The organism is Micromonospora sp. MP36, from assembly GCF_008119785.1.
GTDB lineage: Bacteria > Actinomycetota > Actinomycetes > Mycobacteriales > Micromonosporaceae > Micromonospora.
Genome location: NZ_VSFA01000120.1, coordinates 1 through 18,374 on the forward strand (window position 1 = coordinate 1; position 18,374 = coordinate 18,374).

19 protein-coding genes and 1 pseudogene are annotated in these 18,374 nt (G+C 70.8%); 11 read left to right on the forward strand and 9 right to left on the reverse strand.

Annotated features, from left to right (window positions below; genetic code table 11):
- On the forward strand, positions 1-608 hold a 608-nt coding region (locus FXF52_RS35870), incomplete at its 5' end, for a sensor histidine kinase (RefSeq protein ID WP_255472723.1).
- On the forward strand, positions 599-1,243 hold the full coding sequence (locus tag FXF52_RS35875; protein WP_148804079.1) for a response regulator transcription factor: 645 nt from the start codon (positions 599-601) through the stop codon (positions 1,241-1,243). The genes FXF52_RS35870 and FXF52_RS35875, both read left to right, overlap by 10 nt.
- Before the next feature lie 152 nt (positions 1,244-1,395).
- Here FXF52_RS35875 and pdxY read toward each other — a convergent pair whose 3' ends face one another.
- On the reverse strand, positions 1,396-2,247 hold the full coding sequence (pdxY, locus tag FXF52_RS35880; RefSeq protein ID WP_148804080.1) for a pyridoxal kinase PdxY: 852 nt from the start codon (positions 2,245-2,247) through the stop codon (positions 1,396-1,398).
- Positions 2,248-2,486: 239 nt separating this feature from the next.
- Here pdxY and FXF52_RS35885 point away from each other — a divergent pair, with 239 nt between their 5' ends.
- From FXF52_RS35885 to FXF52_RS35895, 3 genes are all read left to right on the forward strand, one after another.
- A complete protein-coding gene (locus FXF52_RS35885) occupies positions 2,487-3,362 on the forward strand; it encodes an oxidoreductase (protein ID WP_148804082.1) in 876 nt (291 codons plus the stop codon).
- A gap of 169 nt (positions 3,363-3,531) precedes the next feature.
- Complete coding sequence (locus FXF52_RS35890) at positions 3,532-4,581, forward strand: glucose 1-dehydrogenase (RefSeq protein WP_148804084.1); 1,050 nt, start codon at positions 3,532-3,534, stop codon at positions 4,579-4,581.
- 9 nt (positions 4,582-4,590) lie between these two features.
- On the forward strand, positions 4,591-6,402 hold the full coding sequence (locus tag FXF52_RS35895) for a glycoside hydrolase family 15 protein (RefSeq protein WP_148804086.1): 1,812 nt from the start codon (positions 4,591-4,593) through the stop codon (positions 6,400-6,402).
- A 10-nt stretch (positions 6,403-6,412) separates the two neighbouring features.
- On the opposite strand, the gene FXF52_RS42115 is transcribed toward FXF52_RS35895, so the two are convergent.
- From FXF52_RS42115 to FXF52_RS35905, 3 genes are all read right to left on the reverse strand, one after another.
- The gene (locus tag FXF52_RS42115; RefSeq protein ID WP_187413917.1) at positions 6,413-6,586 is read right to left on the reverse strand and encodes a hypothetical protein; all 174 of its coding nucleotides are present in this window, start codon (positions 6,584-6,586) and stop codon (positions 6,413-6,415) included.
- A gap of 126 nt (positions 6,587-6,712) precedes the next feature.
- A complete protein-coding gene (locus tag FXF52_RS35900) occupies positions 6,713-7,243 on the reverse strand; it encodes a MarR family winged helix-turn-helix transcriptional regulator (protein ID WP_255472724.1) in 531 nt (176 codons plus the stop codon).
- 137 nt (positions 7,244-7,380) lie between these two features.
- Complete coding sequence (locus FXF52_RS35905) at positions 7,381-8,613, reverse strand: ROK family protein (protein ID WP_187413918.1); 1,233 nt, start codon at positions 8,611-8,613, stop codon at positions 7,381-7,383.
- 208 nt (positions 8,614-8,821) lie between these two features.
- On the opposite strand from FXF52_RS35905, the gene FXF52_RS35910 reads away from it, so the two are divergent.
- From FXF52_RS35910 to FXF52_RS35935, 6 genes are all read left to right on the forward strand, one after another.
- Positions 8,822-10,087: an ABC transporter substrate-binding protein gene (locus FXF52_RS35910; protein ID WP_148804090.1), complete on the forward strand. Its 1,266-nt coding sequence runs from the start codon at positions 8,822-8,824 to the stop codon at positions 10,085-10,087.
- A 181-nt stretch (positions 10,088-10,268) separates the two neighbouring features.
- Positions 10,269-11,111: a carbohydrate ABC transporter permease gene (locus FXF52_RS35915; RefSeq protein WP_255472725.1), complete on the forward strand. Its 843-nt coding sequence runs from the start codon at positions 10,269-10,271 to the stop codon at positions 11,109-11,111.
- Entirely contained in the window at positions 11,108-12,013 is a 906-nt protein-coding gene (locus FXF52_RS35920; protein WP_148804092.1) for a carbohydrate ABC transporter permease, read from the forward strand. Before FXF52_RS35915 ends, FXF52_RS35920 begins: the two co-directional genes overlap by 4 nt.
- Before the next feature lie 515 nt (positions 12,014-12,528).
- Complete coding sequence (locus FXF52_RS35925; protein ID WP_148804094.1) at positions 12,529-14,067, forward strand: TROVE domain-containing protein; 1,539 nt, start codon at positions 12,529-12,531, stop codon at positions 14,065-14,067.
- Positions 14,068-14,428: 361 nt separating this feature from the next.
- Positions 14,429-15,415, forward strand: coding sequence for a hypothetical protein (locus FXF52_RS35930; RefSeq protein ID WP_148804096.1), 987 nt, complete (start codon positions 14,429-14,431; stop codon positions 15,413-15,415).
- Positions 15,416-15,419: 4 nt separating this feature from the next.
- The gene (locus FXF52_RS35935) at positions 15,420-15,857 is read left to right on the forward strand and encodes an integrase (protein ID WP_148804098.1); all 438 of its coding nucleotides are present in this window, start codon (positions 15,420-15,422) and stop codon (positions 15,855-15,857) included.
- A gap of 15 nt (positions 15,858-15,872) precedes the next feature.
- Here FXF52_RS35935 and FXF52_RS35940 read toward each other — a convergent pair whose 3' ends face one another.
- The 5 genes and pseudogenes from FXF52_RS35940 to FXF52_RS42670 form a co-directional block, all read right to left on the reverse strand.
- The gene (locus FXF52_RS35940) at positions 15,873-16,316 is read right to left on the reverse strand and encodes an SRPBCC domain-containing protein (RefSeq protein ID WP_148804100.1); all 444 of its coding nucleotides are present in this window, start codon (positions 16,314-16,316) and stop codon (positions 15,873-15,875) included.
- A gap of 32 nt (positions 16,317-16,348) precedes the next feature.
- Positions 16,349-16,699 carry a metalloregulator ArsR/SmtB family transcription factor gene (locus tag FXF52_RS35945; RefSeq protein WP_148804101.1) on the reverse strand — a complete coding sequence of 117 codons (351 nt, stop codon included), beginning with the start codon at positions 16,697-16,699 and terminating at the stop codon, positions 16,349-16,351.
- A complete protein-coding gene (locus tag FXF52_RS35950; RefSeq protein ID WP_148804104.1) occupies positions 16,696-17,157 on the reverse strand; it encodes an SRPBCC family protein in 462 nt (153 codons plus the stop codon). Before FXF52_RS35950 ends, FXF52_RS35945 begins: the two co-directional genes overlap by 4 nt.
- An 82-nt stretch (positions 17,158-17,239) precedes the next feature.
- A complete protein-coding gene (locus tag FXF52_RS35955; RefSeq protein WP_222870861.1) occupies positions 17,240-17,800 on the reverse strand; it encodes a pyridoxamine 5'-phosphate oxidase family protein in 561 nt (186 codons plus the stop codon).
- 370 nt (positions 17,801-18,170) lie between these two features.
- Positions 18,171-18,374, reverse strand: a pseudogene (locus FXF52_RS42670) (hypothetical protein); the annotation flags it as partial.

Below are 18,374 nucleotides of genomic sequence, written 5' to 3' on the forward strand. Positions count from 1 at the left end.
AGTTGACCGCGAGCCGCGCCGGGGTGATCGCTGCCGTGGACGCCGAGCGACAGCGCATCGAACGCGACCTGCATGACGGGCTCCAGCAGCGCCTGGTGGCGCTCGGCATGCTGCTCGGCCGCGCCCGCCGCAGCCGCGATCCCGGCACCGCACGTGAGCTCCTTGTACAGGCGCACGGTGACATCCAACGTGCCATCGACGACCTGCGGGAGGTGGCGTGGCGGGTATACCCGTCGGCGCTCGATCACAGCAGCCTTGACGAGGTGCTGGCCCTGGTGGCGCAACGCTCGGCGATACCCGTCCAGGTCAGCTACACCGTGCCGGTCCGGCCGCCGCGGCCCATCGAGACCGTGCTGTACTTCGTCGCCTGCGAAGCGATCACCAACGCCGCCAAACACGCTCGCGCTACCGTGATCAGCATCAAGATCAGCCCTCGGGCGAAAGGGGTGGAGATGCTGGTGCACGACGACGGTGTCGGCGGTGCCGACCCGCACGGCAGCGGTCTGCAGGGCCTCGCCCGTCGGGTCAGCGCCCTCGACGGGCGGCTTGAGGTGCACAGCCCACCTGGCGGCCCCACCACCATCAGGGCGGCACTGCCGTGCGCATAGTCCTCGCCGAAGACTCCACTCTCCTGCGGGACGGGCTGACCCGCCTGCTCGCCGATGAGGGCCACCACGTGGTTGCCGCCGCCGCGGACGCGGAGCAACTCGTCGCCGCCGTCGAACAGCACCGCCCGGACGCCGTCGTCACCGATGTGCGCATGCCCCCGACCAATACCGACGACGGGCTTCGGGCAGCGGTCGAGATCCGTCGCCGCTGGCCCGGTATCGCGGTGCTGGTCCTCTCCCAGTACGTCGAGAAGCGCTACGCCGCCCAACTGCTCGCGGACCGCTCCGAAGGCGTGGGCTACCTCCTCAAGGACCGCGTCGCGCAGGTCGACGACTTCCTCGACGCGCTCGACCGCGTCGCCGCCGGCGCCACCGCGCTCGATCCCGAGGTCGTCCGCCAACTCATGTCCGCCACCAGCCACGCCGACCCGCTCAGCCGTCTCACGCCTCGGGAGCGGGACGTGCTGCACCACATGGCACAGGGATACACCAATGTCTCTATCGCCGGGCGGCTGCACATTTCGCAGAGCGCGGTGGAGAAGCACGTCAACAGCATCTTCGACAAGCTCGATCTGTCGGGAGCCGCCGGCTACAGCCGCCGTGTTCTGGCGATCCTGAGCTATCTCGGCTCCTGACGATCGACCGGCATGCCGGAGCTGTCCGCTACGTGCTGGCGTAGCTGGTGGGATCCCGGGCCGGTCCCCTACCGGACCCGGCCGCCGGGCGATCGGGGGAGATCATGCTCCGGCAATGGCCGCGTCCGTGACGGGCCCGAACGGGAGTCGCGTCAGCGCAGCCGCCGGGCGGCGAAGCTGGCCGGCGGGTCGGCGATCGCCTCCTGGGCCGCGATCAGCTGGATCTCCCGGGTGCCCGCGGCGAGGGTCGCCTCGAGTACGGCGAAGACGGCCGCGATGGTGCGTTCCAGTGCCGTCGCGGGCGAGCCGCTCGTCCACAGGTGCGCGAGGTACAGCGCAGCGGTGACGTCGCCGCCGCCGTTCGGGCTGATCGGTAGCAGCGGGGTGGTCACCGCCCAGGCGCCCTCGTCCGAGACGGCCACCACTTCCAGCGACCCCGCCGGGAGGTCGCCGTGGAGCACGCTGGTGACCAGGACGTGCCGCGGCCCGGTCGCGCGCACCACGTCGACCGCTTCCAGCAATTCGGGCAGGGAGTTCGTCGTACGGCCGGCGAGGAAGTCCAGCTCGAACTGATTCGGGGTGATGATGTCCGCGCGCGGGACGACGACGTCCCGCATGTACTCGGGGATGCCTGGCCGGACGAACATCCCGCGGCCGGCGTCGCCCATCACGGGGTCGCAGCAGTACACGGCGTCAGGGTTGGCCGCCTTGACCTTGTCCACCGCGTCGAGGATCACCGCGCCCATCGCCGGGTCACCCTGGTAGCCCGACAGCACCGCGTCGGCGTCGCCGAGGATCCCGCGGTCCGCGATGCCCGCGATCACCTCGGCCACGTCGGCCGGCGCCAGCAGCGGCCCGCGCCACGCGCCGTACCCGGTGTGGTTGGAGAAGTGGACCGTCACGACGGGCCAGACCTCGTGCCCGAGGCGCTGAAGGGGGAAGGCGGCCGCCGAGTTGCCGACGTGGCCGTAGGCGACCGAAGACTGGATGGACAGGATCTTCACCGGCTCATCATGACGGTTGCCGCCGGCGCCGCACCCGCTGCCCGCCGCTTCTGTCGGGTGACCCACTCCGGGACCTGGTCCGCTTGGCGGAACCACGGCTACCGGACGGCCACCCCATGGCTGGTGTGCCCGGCGGCACCATGCTCCCTGACCATAAATAACGTAACAGGGATCTTGGCGGGGCACCATCGGGCACCCGACCGAATGCGCAGCTCAGCGGCCATGGCTATGGTCGCCCGATGCCTCCTCTTGAGATCACCGCGGCTTCGGCGGGTACGTGGACGCTCGGCGACCTGACCGTCAACCGGATCGGATTCGGCGCGATGCGGTTGACGGGCAGCGCCGCCTTCGGCCTCGGCACGTCAAGCAACCGCGACCGGGTCATCGGTGTGCTGCGCCGTGCGGTCGAGTTGGGTGTGAACCACATCGACACCGCGGCGTTCTACTTCTCCTCGCTGCGCTCGGCCAACGAGCTGATCAACCGGGCGCTCGCGCCGTACCCCGACGATCTGGTGATCACCACGAAGGTCGGCCCCGGTCGGGATCCGTCCGGCGAGTGGCTGCCGCTGGCCCGGCCGGATCAGCTACGTGGGCAGGTCGAGGAGAACCTGCGCCAGCTCGGCCGCGACCACCTGGACGTGGTGAACCTGCGCCAGCACGGCCTCGAGTCGATCGCCGAACACTTCGGTGCGCTTGCCGAACTGCGCGACGCGGGCCTGATCCGGCACCTGGGCATCTCCAATGTCCGCCCGCAACATCTCGCACAGGCCCAGGCGATCGCCCCCGTCGTGTGCGTGCAGAACGCGTACGGCATCGACAAACGTATCAGCGAGAAAACCCTCCGTACGTGTGGCGAGCAGGGCATCGCATTCGTGCCCTTCTTCGCGATCGCCGGTGACGGACGGGAGGCCGGCGGTGTCGCCGACGATGAGGCGGTCCGCGCCGTCGCACATGCGCACGGCGTCACGCCCGCGCAGGTCCGCATCGCCTGGACGCTGAGCCGAGGGCCGCACGTGCTGGCCATCCCGGGTACGGGCAACCCGGATCACCTGGTCGAGAACGTGGCCGCCGGGGCGCTCCGCCTGTCCGCCGACGAGCTGGCCAGCCTCGAGTAGCGCCGCACCGGGCACCGATCGACGGTTGCCCTGTGCGGGGAATCTCGACGTCGTGCCGATTACCTCAGGTTCGGTCGGGGTAGCGACATTGACGGTGCCCGATCGTGCGGAGGCGGTTCCCCCCGGAGACCGCGTCCCCGGAAACCGTCCACGCCTGAAGGGAGACGCCGTGCGCGCCCTGACTGTCACCCCGCAGCACGCCGGCACCGCCGCCCTGACCGACCTGCCCGAGCCCACCCCCGCGGAGGGGGAACTGCTGGTCGAGGGGATCGCCCTGGGCATCTGCGGCACCGACCGGGAGATCATCGAGGGGCGGTACGGCTGGGCCCCGCCCGGCCGGGACCGGCTCGTGCTCGGCCACGAGTCGCTCGGCCGGGTTCGCCGCGCCCCGGCCGGCGCTGACCTCGCCGAGGGCGACCTCGTGGTCGGCGTGGTCCGCCGCCCCGACCCGGTGCCGTGCGGCGCGTGCGCCCGCGGCGAGTTCGACATGTGCCGCAACGGCCGCTACACCGAGCGCGGCATCAAGGAACGCGACGGCTACGGCAGCGAACTGTGGACCGTCGAGACCGACTACGCGGTCAAGCTCGACCCGCGGCTGGAGCGGGTCGGCATGCTGCTGGAACCCACCAGCGTGGTGGCCAAGGCGTGGGAGCAGGTCGACCGGGTCGGCGCCCGCTCCTGGTACGCGCCCCAGACGGCCCTGGTGACCGGCGCCGGACCGATCGGGCTGCTCGCCGCACTGCTCGGCGTGCAACGCGGCCTGGACGTGCACGTGCTCGACCTGGTCAGCGACGGCCCGAAACCGGCCGCGGTGGCGGCGCTCGGCGCCACCTACCACAGCCAGCCGCTGGCGGACCTCACGGAGAAGCTCCGCCCGGATCTGGTCATCGAGGCCACCGGCGTCGGCCGGGTGGTCGTCGACGCGATGAACGGCACCGCCGCTTACGGGATCGTCTGCCTCACCGGGGTCTCCTCCGGCGGCCGGACCATCCCCGTCGACGCCGGCGCGACCAACCGGGACCTCGTGCTGGAGAACGACGTGGTGGTCGGCTCGGTCAACGCGAACCTGCGGCACTACGCGGCGGCGGCCGACGCGCTGGCCGCCGCCGACCCGGACTGGCTGGAGCGCCTGATCACCCGGCGGGTGCCGCTGAGCCGGTTCGCCGAGGCGCTCATCCCCCGACCCGACGACATCAAGACCGTGCTCACCCTCGACTAGGAGGTCCCCGTGCCGCGTCCGATCGAGGACTACGCCCTGCTCGGCGACCTGCACACCGCCGCGCTGGTGGCCCGGGACGGGTCGATCGACTGGCTCTGCCTGCCCCGCTTCGACTCGCCTGCCTGCTTCGCCGCCCTGCTCGCCGACGAGGAGGCGGGGCGCTGGCGGCTCGCCCCGGCCGCCGGCGAACCGGCCACCCGGCGCCGCTACCGCGACGACACGCTGATCCTGGAGACCGAGTGGGACACCCCGGACGGCAGCGTGCGGGTGGTGGGCTGCATGCCACCACGCGGCCACGCACCCGACGTCGTCCGCGTGGTGGAGGGTCTGTCCGGCCGGGTCCCGATGCGGATGGACCTGCGACTGCGCTTCGACTACGGCCACATCGTGCCCTGGGTGCGGCATCACGGCCGGGACCTCGGCGTCGTCGCCGGCCCGGACGCGGCGTGGCTGCGCACCGACGTCCCGCTGCGCGGGCAGGACCGTTCCACGGTGGCCGAGTTCGCCGTGGCGGCCGGCGAGCGGGTGCCGTTCGTGCTCACCTGGCAGCCCTCTCACCTGCCCCGACCCACCCCGGTCGACGCGCACGCCGCGATCGCCGACACGGAACGGTACTGGCGGGAGTGGATCGGCCGCTGTGCGTACGACGGGCGCTGGCCGGACGCCGTCCGCCGGGCGCTGATCACTCTCAAGGCGCTCACCTACGCCCCGACCGGCGGGATCCTCGCGGCCGCCACCACCTCCCTGCCGGAGCAGTTCGGCGGGCCGCGCAACTGGGACTACCGCTACTGCTGGCTGCGCGACGCCACCTTCACCCTCCAGGCGCTGCTCGGCACGGGTTACGTCGCCGAGGCGAAGGCGTGGCGGGAGTGGCTGCTGCGGGCGATCGCCGGGGACCCCGCCGACCTGCAGATCATGTACGCCCTCGACGGGACCCGCCGCATCCCGGAGCAGACCCTGCGCTGGCTCGACGGATACGCCGGCTCCCGTCCGGTGCGGATCGGCAACGCCGCCGCCGAGCAGCTCCAGCTCGACGTGTGGGGTGAGGTGCTGGACGGTCTGCATCTCAGCCGCGAGGCCGGCATCGCCACCAGCGAGGAGGCGTGGGACGTGCAACGCGCCCTGCTGGACTTCCTGGAGGGCAACTGGCGTCAGCCCGACAACGGTCTCTGGGAGGTACGCGGACCGCGCCGGCAGTTCGTGCACTCGAAGGTGATGGCGTGGGCTGGTTTCGACCGCGCTGTGGCGGCCGTCGAGCGGCACGGCCTCGACGGGCCGGTGGACCGGTGGCGGAACGTCCGCGACACCATCCACGCCGAGGTCTGCGCCCGCGGGTTCGACCTGGCCCGCCACACCTTCACCCAGTTCTACGGTTCGCGGGGCCTGGACGCCGCGCTGCTGCTGATACCCCGGGTGGGTTTCCTGCCGTGGGCCGATCCACGGCTGATCGGCACCGTCGAGGCGGTGCAGCGGGAGCTGTGCCGGGAGGGTTTCCTGCTGCGCTACCGGCCGGAGAACGACGACCACGTCGACGGCCTGCCCGGCGGCGAGGGTGCCTTCCTGGCCTGCACGTTCTGGCTGGTCGACGCGCTGCACAACATCGGTCGGGCGGCGGAGGCGCAGCGGATCTTCGAGCGGCTGCTCGACCTGCGCAACGATGTCGGCCTGCTCAGCGAGGAGTACGACCCGGTCAGCGGCCGGCAGCTGGGCAATACGCCCCAGGCGTTCAGCCTGGTCGGCCTGGTCAACTCGGCCCGCCAGCTCAGCGGCGCCAGCACGCGGACCTCCGCCTCGGCCGCGGAGCAGCACACCCCCGCGTAGCGGACGGGGGTCAGCCCCGCCGGGCCCGGCCGGGGTGGGGGGTGAGTCCTTCCGCGACCGCCTCGATGGTCTGGGTGAGGTAGTCGAAGTCGGGAACCGCCACCCGCTCGGCCCGCTCGTGCAGGGTGTCCGGGGTGACCGTGTCGTCGATGCGGGCGACCTCGTGGTGTCCGTCGCGGTCCATGGCGTGCCTCCCGTCACTGATGGTGACGTTCTTCGGCGGTGCCGTCACACCGTCGCTTGCATACTCCCATCATTGCACTGTGCCAGCACCTGGACCAGGGCTTCCCGCGCACCAGCTGGCGGGATGTCAGGCTTCGGCTTCGGCTTCGGCTTCGGCTTCGGCTTCCGCCTGGCCGTCGGACGTGGTGAAGCCCAGCCACCACTCCTGCTCGGGCACCTCGCCGGCGGCGGTGGCGAACGCGGCCAGCGCCTCGGTCACCGCCGGCTGCCAGTAGACGGAGGTCGCGGCGACGATCCGGGACAGCTCCGCGCGCCGCCGGAGGATCACCTCCTGCACCAGGGCCAGCCCGGCGGGGGTGAGCCGCAGCCGCACCACCCGGCGGTCGCTGGTGGAGCGGGACCGGCGGACCAGACCCTTGCGGATCAGCCGGTCGCACATCCGCGTGCCGGTCGACGCGGCGACCTGGAGCTCGGCGGAGATGTCGGCGGCACGCTGCGGTCCGCGGGCGGCCAGCACGACCAGCGCCCGGAACTGCGGCAGGGTGACCTCGGCGTCGAGGCCGGCCAGCGAGCGGGCGGCGAGACCGACGAACGCGCGGCTGGCCGCCATCAGCGCCTCGACAGCGGCCTGCTCGGTCCCCGAGGCGGGTGGTTGCATGCCGCCATCATCGCAGCCGTCCAAGGCGCTCGGGGTCGGCGCAGTCCCGCGGGCCAACGCGAGCCGGTGTGTTCAGCAGGGATTGCGCACCGGCCCACCGACCTCGCCCGGTGGCCGGTCGACCGGGGCGACATGTGTTACCGGGCCACCGATCGGTCTGCCGGCTCCGCCGTGCGGAGGGTGGCGAACGGAACGGTGTCGACCCCGAGGGCGAGCGCGATTCCGCCGTACGCCGCCGCCCGCAGCGCTAGGTCGCTCTGCACCACCTCGACCGCCTCGGCCGCCACGGCGAACGCGGTCTCGGCGAGGCCGCGCTGCAACGGCTCGCGCAGCAGGTCGGTGGCGGCGCCGAGCTCGTCGCCGAGGACGATGCGCTGCGGGTTGATGAGGTTGACCAGATTGCCCAGCGCGTAGCCGAGTTGCGTCCCCGCGTCGGCGACGAGCCGGCGGCAGCCGGGGTCGCCGTGCCGGGCGGCGGCGATGAGCGCGGCGAGGTCGGCCAGCTCGGGCTTGGCCTGTCGGGCGTGGGCGAGCAGCGCCCGACCGCCGACGGCGAGCTCGACGCAGCCACGGTTGCCGCATCGGCAGACCGCGCCCCTGGCGTCGAGGGTGACGTGACCGAGTTCTCCGGCCGTGCCGGCGGCGCCGCGATACAGCCGGCCGTCCAGCACGATGCCGGCGCCGACGCCAGTGGCCAGCTTGACGTAGACGAGGTCCGTGCAGCCGCGACCGGCGCCCCAGACGTACTCGCCGAGCGCGCCGAGGTTGGCGTCGTTCTCGGCCCGGACGGGCACGCCGAGCAGGTCGGCGAACGCGTCGGCCGGACGCAGGTCGGCCCAGCCGGGCAGCATCGGTGCAGAGCCGACACGTCGGTCGCGGGTGATCGGGGCCGGTACGCCGAGACCGACGGCGACGACGTCGTCGCGGCGGGCGTCGATGCCGGCCAACGCGGCGTCGAACAGGTCGGCGGCCGCCGCGAGCGCCTCGTCCGGCCGGTCGTCGAGGTCGACGCCGGTGCGGGTCTCGTGCTCACTGAGCACGTCGTGCCCGAGGTCGGCGAGGGCGAGCCGGACGTGGCGGCGGCCGATGTCGACGCCGGCGGCGAGCCCGGCCCGCCGGGTCAGCCGGACGATCGAGGCCCGCCGTCCGCCGCCGGGCCGGCCCTGCGCGCCGGTGCGCTCACCGACGAGACCGGCGGCGCCGAGGTCGGCGAGGGCGGCGGAGACGGTGGTTCGGGACAGGCCGCTGAGCGCGACCAGCTCGGCGCGGGTGCTGGGCCCGTACAGGCGCAGGGTTCTGGCCACCCGGTCCACAAGGGTCGAAGCGCCGGGACGCGACAGGGTCCGCGGGTCGATCCGCTGTGTCGCCATGGCGCGATGCTGCTGCGCGCGCCCGAGTTCTGTCAAGAATGGACGAAATTGGTCGGCCAGGGCGGGGTATTGCCGACAGATCACAACTTGATTGCCAATAGTTGACACAACTTGGGTGATGGCGCGAGGGTCACAGTAGACCTTTCTACCAAGCTTGAACATGTTCCATCACATCCCGACACCCCACGAGAACCCTGATGGAGGACGTATGCGCTCGCGCACACGCACCGCCGTTGCCGCGGCCGGCATGGCGCTCGCCCTGCTGGCGAGCGGCTGCGGCGCCGACGACGGCGACGGCGGAGCCGGCAGCAAGAAGGTCGAGGTGTTCACCTGGTGGGCCGACGGCGGCGAGAAGGCCGGCCTGGACGGCCTGGTAGCCCAGTTCAAGACCGACTGCGCGCAGTACGAGTTCGTCAACGGCGCGGTCGCCGGCGGTGCCGGATCCAACGCCAAGCAGGTCCTGGCCTCACGGCTGCAGCAGAGCGACCCGCCGGACACGTTCCAGGCCCACGCCGGCGCCGAGTTGTCCGACTACATCAAGGCCGGTCAGATCGAGGACCTCAGCGCGCAGTACAAGGAGTGGGGCCTGGACTCGGCGTTCCCGAAGGGTCTCGTCGACAGCCTGACCGTCGACGGCAAGATCTACTCTGTGCCGGCCAACATCCACCGCGCCAACGTGCTGTGGGGAAACAAGTCCGTGCTGAGCAAGGCCGGCATCACGGCCCCGGCGACGACGCTGCCGGAGTTCTTCACCCAGCTGGACACGCTCAAGGCCAAGGGCGTGGCGACGCCGCTCGCGCTCGGCAAGGACTGGACGCAGCAGATGCTCTTCGAGGCGGTGCTGATCTCGAAGCTGGGGCCGGAGAAGTTCAGCGGCCTCTGGACCGGCCAGACCGACTGGGCGGGCGCGGACATCACCGACGCCATCAACGACTACAAGAAGCTGCTGTCGTACTCCAACAAGGACCGCGACACCTTCGACTGGACCGACGCCGAGAAGCTCGTCATGGAGGGCAAGGCCGCCTACCAGCTGATGGGTGACTGGGAGGCCGCGGACCTCGACGCGAAGGGTTTCAAGGACTACAACTACTCGGTCTTCCCCGGTAACGGCGACGCCTACCAGTGGCTGGCCGACTCGTTCGTGCTGCCCAAGAACGCGAAGAACCCCGAGGGCACCAAGTGCTGGCTGAAGACGCTGGGCAGCGCCGCCGGGCAGAAGGCCTTCAACACCAAGAAGGGGTCGATCCCGGCCCGGACCGACGCCAACGCCACGGACTACCCCGCCTACCAGCAGGCCGCGATCGCCGACTGGGCCAAGGGCAAGCCCGTCCCGTCGTGCCCGCACGGCTCGGCCTGCTCGCAGGGTTGGCAGGGTGCGGTCGCCTCGGCGCAGGGCAAGTTCTCCAGCGACGGTGACGTCGCCGCGCTGCAGAGTGCGCTCGTCGCCGCCGCGAAGCAGTACGCGGGCAAGTAGAACCGACGGCCGCGTTGGGACAGGTCCCTGACCTGTCCCAACGCGCGTCCCTGAGGGAGGACCGGTGACCACGACAACCGCACCGCCGACGCCGCCACGGACCCGACCGAGACCGAGCCCCGGGGCACGGCGGGCCAGGATACGCCGATGGTTGCCGGGCCTGCTGCTGCTCTCCCCGTCGCTGATCGTGCTGGCCGTCTTCGTCTACGGGCTGATCGGCTGGACCGCGAAGCTGTCGCTGTCCGACGAGCACGACGCCCTGGGCAACAAGGGCTTCGTCGGGTTGTCCAACTTCGTCGCCCTGTTCACCGAGGACATCAACGGCCGGTTCACGCACTCGCTGAAGAACCTGCTGATCTTCACCGTCGTGTTCATGGTCGGGGCCCTGCTCATGGGCGTGCTGTGGGCGTTCCTGCTGGAACGGGGCGTACGCGGGGAAGGGTTCTTCCGCGCCGTGTACCTGTTCCCGATGGCGGTGTCGTTCGTCGCGTCCGGCGTGGTGTGGCGCTGGCTGATGAACTCCGGCACGGGCGACCAGGCCGGCGGCCTCAACCGGATCTTCCACGACCTGCACCTGGGCTTCCTGGAAAACCCGTGGTGGACCGACCCCGACTGGGGCATGGCAGCCATGGCACTGCCGGCGATCTGGCAGCTTGCGGGCTACGTGATGGCGCTGTTCCTGTCCGGGTTCCGCGGCATCCCGGCCGAACTGCGCGAGGCGGCGGCGATGGACGGGGCGAGCACCTACCAGCTGTACCGGCACGTGATCTTCCCGCAGCTGACGCCGACCGCCCTGTCGGCCATGATCATCCTCGGTCACATGTCGATGAAGATGTTCGACCTCATCATGTCGGTCTCGGGCGCCCAGTGGATCACCGAGGTCCCCGCCGTCTACGTCTGGCAGACGTTGCTCACCAGCGACTACGCGAAAGCCGCCGCGATCTCGATCATCCTGCTGCTGCTCATCGCCCTGGTGATCGTGCCCTACCTCATCTACAACAACCGGGTGGAGCGTCGTTCATGAGCGCCAGCACCGTCACGCCCGCGCCGCAGGCGTCGGTCAACAGCAAGCCGCTGACCCGCCGGCCACGCGGTGGAGCCAACCGCCGCTCTCCGGCGGGCCGCGCCGCGACGTACACGCTGCTGGTCGTCTTCCTGGTCATCGTGCTGATGCCCGCGTACGTCCTGCTGGCCACCAGCCTGAAGTCGGGGCGAGAGATCGGCGTCAACGGCCAGTGGAACCTGCCGACGGAGTGGACGTTCGCCTCCTGGGAAAAGGCATGGACCGCGCTGCGGCCGTCGTTCATCCGTACCTTCGAACTGGCGATCCCGGTGGCGCTCATCTCCTCGGCGCTGGGCGCCGCCAACGGCTTCGTGCTGTCGCGGTGGCGGTTCCCGGGCGCCGACGTGGTGTTCACGCTCATCCTGTTCGGCATGTTCATCCCCTACCAGGCGGTCATGATCCCGCTGCGGCAGATCGTGCAGGAGATCGGCCTGCCGCCGGGCATCCCGACGCTGGTGTTCGTCCACTGCGTGTACGGCATCCCGATCTGCACGCTGATCTTCCGCAACTACTACGCCACGACCGTGCCGGTCGAGCTCATCGAGGCGAGCCGGGTCGACGGAGCCGGGATGCTGCGGACGTTCGCTTCGGTGATCCTGCCGCTGTCGGCGCCCGGCTTCGTGGTGACGATCATCTGGCAGTTCACCTCGGCCTGGAACGACTACCTGTTCGCCATCTTCATGTCGAACACCCGCAACGGACCCATCACCATCGCGCTGAACGCGCTGGCCGGTGCCCAGTCCCCGGACTACGCGGCCTCGATGGCGGGGGCACTCATCACGTCACTGCCGACCCTGCTCGTATACATCGTGCTGGGGCGCTGGTTCATCGGCGGTCTCATGGCCGGCTCGGTCAAGAGCTGAGCGACGTCGACGCACCGGGAGGCCGGCAAAACCCCTTGCCGCGCCGGGTCGCCACGGCTATCGTCGCCGTGCGCTTCCCGGTGCGAAGGTGACGGTTACTTCTTCGACAAACGTCCGTCGCCATCCCTGGTCTCGGGCAGCGCCCACCCCTTCGCCGGCCCCAGCACAGCCCATGATCACAACACGGCAAATCCCGTTGCCCGACCGGCCTTGCCGCCGCTACGGTCATGCCGCACCTGCCGGTGCGAAGGTGACGGTTACATCCTTGGAGGGGCCGCGGCCCCGGTGAAGAGTCCGTCCGTCGCCGACTCTGATCTCGGCGGGCGCCACCACACCGCACGCCCGGTGCGCAGGTGACGGTTACTTCTGGGATCCGCAGGTTGGGGGTTCGAGTCCCCCGAACACCCTCGGGTGGGATAGCTCAATCGGACAGAGCGGCGGACGGTCCGTCGCCGACTCCGATCTCGGGCGTGCGGTGCGGGCGCGTCCGCCCGCTCGACCGAAACGGGGACGGGATGGGCAAGTTCAACCTCAAGCTGCGCGCCAACCGGCACGAAGCGGACTACGAGCTGACCACTGCGGAGGGCGCGCCGGGGTTCACCCGCGAGCCACGTACCGAGCTGTTCCTGCTGGGCGCGGCAAACATGGTCGGCGAGGACACCTTCTACGAGGGTGCCGCCGCCCGGGACGAACGGTTCCGGGAACTGGTCGCCGTGGTCGCGGTCGCCGACCCCGACTGGTTCGCGCGCTTCGTACCGTGGCTGCGCACCGGCGCGATGCTGCGTTCGGCGTCCGTCGTGGCCGCCCTCGAGGGCGCCCGCGCCCAGGTCGCCGCGGGCATCCCCGGTTCCCGGTCTGTGGTGGACTCGGCGCTGCAGCGCGCGGACGAGCCGGGCGAGGCGCTCGCCTACTGGCTGCGGCGGTACGGCCGGCGGCTGCCCAAGCCGGTCAAGCGGGGCATCGCCGACGCGGCCGTGCGGCTGTACCACGAGCGGAGCCTGCTCAAGTACGACGCCGACGGCAGCGCCGTACGCTTCGGCGACGTCATCGACCTGACCCACCCGGTCGCCAGGGACGAGCGGCAGGGTGACCTGTTCCGGCACACCCTGGACCGCCGCCACCGGCGGGACAAACCGCTGCCGGCGTCGCTGACCATGCTCGCCGCGCGGGCGCAGCTCATGGCGCTCCCGGTCATGCAGCGCCGGGAAATCACCGACCCGGCGGTGTTGCGCACGGCCGGCATGACCTGGGAGGCGCTCGCCGGCTGGCGGCAGACCACGATGGACGCCGCCGCCTGGGAGGGAGTGATCCCCACCATGGGCTACCTGGCCCTGCTGCGCAACCTGCGCAACTTCGACCAGGCGGGGGTCGCTGACCGCGTCGCCGAGGCGGTGGCCGCCAAGCTGTCCGACCCGGGCGAGGTTGCCACGTCACGAGTGCTGCCGATGCGCTTCCTGTCGGCGTACAACGCGGCGAGCTCGCGGTGGGCGACGCCACTGGAGCGGGCGCTGCAGCACGCGCTGACGAACGTGCCCGCCCTGGACGGGCATACCCTGATCCTGATCGACACATCGGGGTCGATGCACAGCGCGTTCAGCAAGGACGGCACCCTGCGCTGCTGGGACGCGGCCACGGTGTTCGGCCTCGCGCTGGCCGCCCGCGCGCAGGACGCGACCGTGGTGTCCTTCTCCGACGAGAACAGGGTGTTCCCCGGCGTCGACGGCGAGTCCGTGCTGGCGGCGGTCCGCCGCTTCAAGGATGGCGGCTGGTTCTTCGGCAGCGGCACCGCGACCGAACGGGCGGTCCGCGAGCACTACGACGGGCACGACCGGGTGGTGATCCTCACCGACGAGCAGGCGCACTGGCACAGCGCGGCGGACGTCACGGCCCGGGTGCCTGCGGACGTCCCGGTGTACACATGGAACCTGGCCGGCTACCGGGTCGGGCACGCCCCGACCGCCGGCAACCGGCACACCTTCGGCGGCCTGTCCGACGCCGCGTTCGCGATGATCCCGCTCATCGAGGCCGGCTCGCAGCAGCGGTGGCCCTTCTGATCCGCGCCGCCCGATAGCCCGGGGCACACACCGGGTCCGCCGTGGCTGCTCGTCTTCCCCTGACACTGGCGCTCGCCTGTCCCTGACAGCTGGTCGCCGTGCCGCGAAGAGGAGTTCGACAATGGCCTCGCACCCGCTCCCCGACCTGTCCGCACCACCAGATGCCGAGACTGCTTCTCATCCGGCGGCCGGCGACGGTGCGGAAACCACCGACGGGTCGGGCCTGGCTCCGGTCCGCGCCAGTGTCGAAGACGACTCGGTTGACGCTGCCGAGAGCCACCCTGCCCAGGGAGAGGATGCCGAGCCGGCCTGGTGCGTACAGGGTCACTTCGAGGAAGATCCGCTCGTCGACCGTCGTCACGTGGGTGCCGAGGTCATGATGCGGCTGTCGCTGGCCGAGGCTGTCGATCGAGGTACGGATCTGCCGCCGGCACAGCGGTGGGAGCCGGCGTATCTGACCCTGCGGCTCGTGCAGCCGCTGCGGGACGTCCTGCCCACCCTGTGCGTGTACCGGGATCCGGAACTCGCCGAAGCCTGGGCCACCTGCCGGGTGCCGGAGGCCGGAATGCTGGCCGACCTGCTTGTCCTCGCCGCGGCACGAGCCGAGGAGCCGATCCCGGCCGGCGACGCCGCGCCCGGAGCGCCGTTCTGGTTGCAGACCGCCTGCCCGGACTGGTGCACCACCCGTCACCAGCCCGACGACTGCTACGAGAACCGGGTGCACCAGGGCGACCTGCTCCCGGACGGGGAAGGCGTCATCGATCTGCTGCTCGAACCGGCCGTGAAGGGGCACCCGGAACAGCTCGAAGTCGTCGTCGCCCACCACTACAGATCAACTGTCGGGGCCGTACACCTCGTCCGCTCCGAGCGAACCGAACTGCAACTCACCCCGGCGGAGGCCCGTACCCTCGCCCGTCACCTCAGCCAGCTCATCCTCACCGCGGCGGCCGCCGACGGCGCGGCAGGGCAGAAGAGACCAAACGGCGGGGAAACCCGCAACGGGGAGCCCTTGTTCCCGTGCCCGCACCGCCATCACTGGTGCCAGGGCCACAGCAAGAGCGAGATCATCGAAGCTCGGCGACCCGGGAACCACCTCGCGCACAGCGGCCCCGTCGGCAGCATCCCCTTCGCGACGGGCAACACCCTCGGCACCATCGACATCAGCATCAGCGGACGGCCGGAACCGCCCACCGCCTACCTGCAAGTCGTCAACGGCGACGGTGGGGCCACACTCGATCCCACGGCCATCGACCACACCATCGCTGCCCTGCAACGCGCCAAAGCACTGATCCTCGAGCAAATGCCTTGGCTGCCGACTGCGGATCGGGAAGGATCGACCGCGAGGTGATCACGTGCGGACTCGACTCCGGCAGCTGCGAATCGATGCGCGCACCTTCGTGTGGCGCGCGGAGATCCATCACGTGCAGGGCAGCGGAGACTGCCACCGGTGCATCCGGCTACGGGTCTGGGGCGCGGGAAAGACGAGCCAGCCAGTCCAGGCGGATCTGCTGTCAATCACCTGGCCGGCACCGTGGGGAGCATGCGCGACCGACGGCGCCTACCCGACGTCGGGCGACGTGCGAGCCGTCATCGGCTACGCCCTGCAGCACGGATGGGAGCCCGAGCGACGGGGCGGAACGTTCTTCCTGTCCGAGCACGAGCATGCAGCCGGGTTCACGTTGCCCGATTTCATACTGACCGATCGGCTCCGCACGCCAGTAGGCGCGGATCCCACGCTTCGAGTGATCCGCGCCTACGAACGCACTGGCGCTGCCGCCAAGGCAAGCTGAGTGTGCTGACTCGACTCAGTGCCAGTCGCTGATCCACACATCCCGCGGCGCCGGTGCGCCCTCGCCGGTCTCCACCAGCGACTTCAGGCTCATCAGGAATGTGCCCCACTTGGTGCTGCAGTGGTGCATGAACTCCACCGGCTCCTTCCAGCCCCGGTGCTTGAACAGCACGATCGTGTAGTCGCCGTCCTGGCGGAGGTCCCAGTCGATCGTGGTCCCGATCCACTCCTCGGGCCCGTCGACCACCCGCCACGCCACCCGCTCGGACGGCCGTAGCTCGACGACCTCCATGTCGAAGCCACCGACCGGGAACCGGAACTCGAGGACGCCGCCGACCTCGCCACTGCCCTTCGTGTCGTCGGTCCACCAGCCGGCGAGACCCTCGACTGTCGTCAGCGCGTCGTACACCTTCTCCGGCGTCGGGGTCGTGACCCCGACCCGGTGCAGAATGTCCACCATCTCGGCTCTCCCTGATCTCGTCAGTCTCGTTGTCAGTCCTGTTGGGTGCGCTGGATCGCCTCAGCGATCCGCTTGATCCGCTGCAGCCGGGCATCCCACGCCGAACCGACTGACGACAGCTGAGCTACCGCGCGGGCGAGCTGGGCGTCGTCCACGCGGTACCGCTTCTCCCGACCCGCCGGCGTCGCCCGGACCAGCCCGACCCGGTCGAGGACGCCGAGGTGCTTGGCGACCGCCTGACGGGTGACGGGCATCTGTTGGCTCAGCGTGGTCGCGGTGCCGTCCCCGTCGATGAGCAGCAGGTCGAGCATTCGACGCCGAGTCGGGTCCCCGATCGCGGACCAGAGGTCGTCGTCGATTTTCTCGGCCACCGCGGCGCTCATGGCCGCACCCGCAGCGTCGCGACGTACGGCGCCAGCCGCGGCAGAAAGAAATCCCAGCCCTTGACGTGCTCCTGGTACTGCTGCTCCAGGACAGCGATCTCCCAGCCCATCTCGCGGAAGCCGGTCTCGGTCATCTTGAGCAGCGTCCCGCCGCGCGACGGGGTCAGGTCGAAGGTGACCAGCAGCGAGTTGCCCTCCGCCGCGGTCTCACCGGCCGGGTGGGTCCACCGGAACGAGAACGTCCGCGGCGGTCGCGCGTCGACGACGGTGAACGGCACCACTCCCCCGCCGGCCTCGGGGTCGCCGAAGACGATCTCCCCCGCCGACCCTGGCGTCGGGTCGTACCGGGCGTCGTCCGGCCACCACTGCTTGAGGTGGTCGGGACTGCTCACCACCTCGAAGACGATCTCGGGCGACGCCTCGACGTAGATCTCGCGCTCGATGGTTCCGAACTCCATGACACCCTCCTGCAACGTTTGGTTGCGCATCACGTTACCCGGAAGATCGGCATCACGCAACCATCAGTTGCGCTTCAGGGTCTCAGACATACGAGCTGGGCGGCAGATGGCAGTGCCGGTGGCGGCGCATACCTGCGCCGCCACCGGCTGGCCGCCTGACGGGGGCTGGCGGTTCCCGGGCGGCGGTCAGCCGAGCCAGCGGCCCGTCGCGCATGAGGTGGCGTCCCCGCAGCTCGTTCGCCTCACGCCAGGCCTGGATGCGCCGCGGCCGGATCAGGAAGTACTGGTAGGGCTCGTCGAGCTCGCGCGGGTCGAAGCCGGTTCTGGTGGCGAACGCGTCGCCCGTCCCGGGGGCGAGGTCGGCGATGTCCACCGGCTCGGCGGTGCCGTCGACGATGACGACGTCGCGGGTCGGCCCGAGGCTGAGGCGCACCCGGCCGTCCGCCAGCAGGTTGCGGCCGGTGACCGAGGCGCGCGGCGTGGAGATGAGGAACGCGGTCCCGTCCCAGAGGTACGAGAGCGGGATGAGGTGGACGCCACCCGGGGAGCCCGACGTCGCGACCCAGAGATCAACGTCGCTCTCCAGTCTCGCGCGAGTGTCACGCAGCCTCTCGTCAAGTCCACGCGGCGGCGCGCCCGTCATACTTCCTCCAGTCACTTCGTGGAGAGCCCGTCCGGTCTGGGGCGGGCTCCGTCGGTCATCGGTTGGTTCAGCGGGCCGTGGGCTTCGCGTACGCCACGGTCTCCAGCGCTTGGCCTTGCGGGTACCGGATTCTCGCAGCCGGCAGCGACACGTCACGGCGTGTGGGTGCCGGTGATACGGCCTCCCAGGCGAACCCGTCCGGGTCGGTGAACGGCCCGGCATCGCCACCGACCATGAGCCGGTGCGATCCGTGCCGTCGGGAGCGACGCCGACGTCCTTGGCGAGGGCACGGCGCCGGTACAGCGTCAGCTTGACGTGACCCGACCCGGGCCCACGTCGAGGGTGACGGATTCGATGGATGTCAAGGAGATCACGCTAGTTGCGGCTCGGCGACCGACGCTTCGTGAATCCTGATCGGTCTCGTCACCTGCTTTGCCACACGCGGGGGCACCCCCGCCGCAGCGCCCGTTGCGCGCCGGTAGGCGCTGGGCGGCATGCCGACCAGCTCGGTGAAGCGGGTGTGTCGAAGATACCCAGCGTTGACATCCTCCCGGCCCTGAAGGGCCGGGAGTCT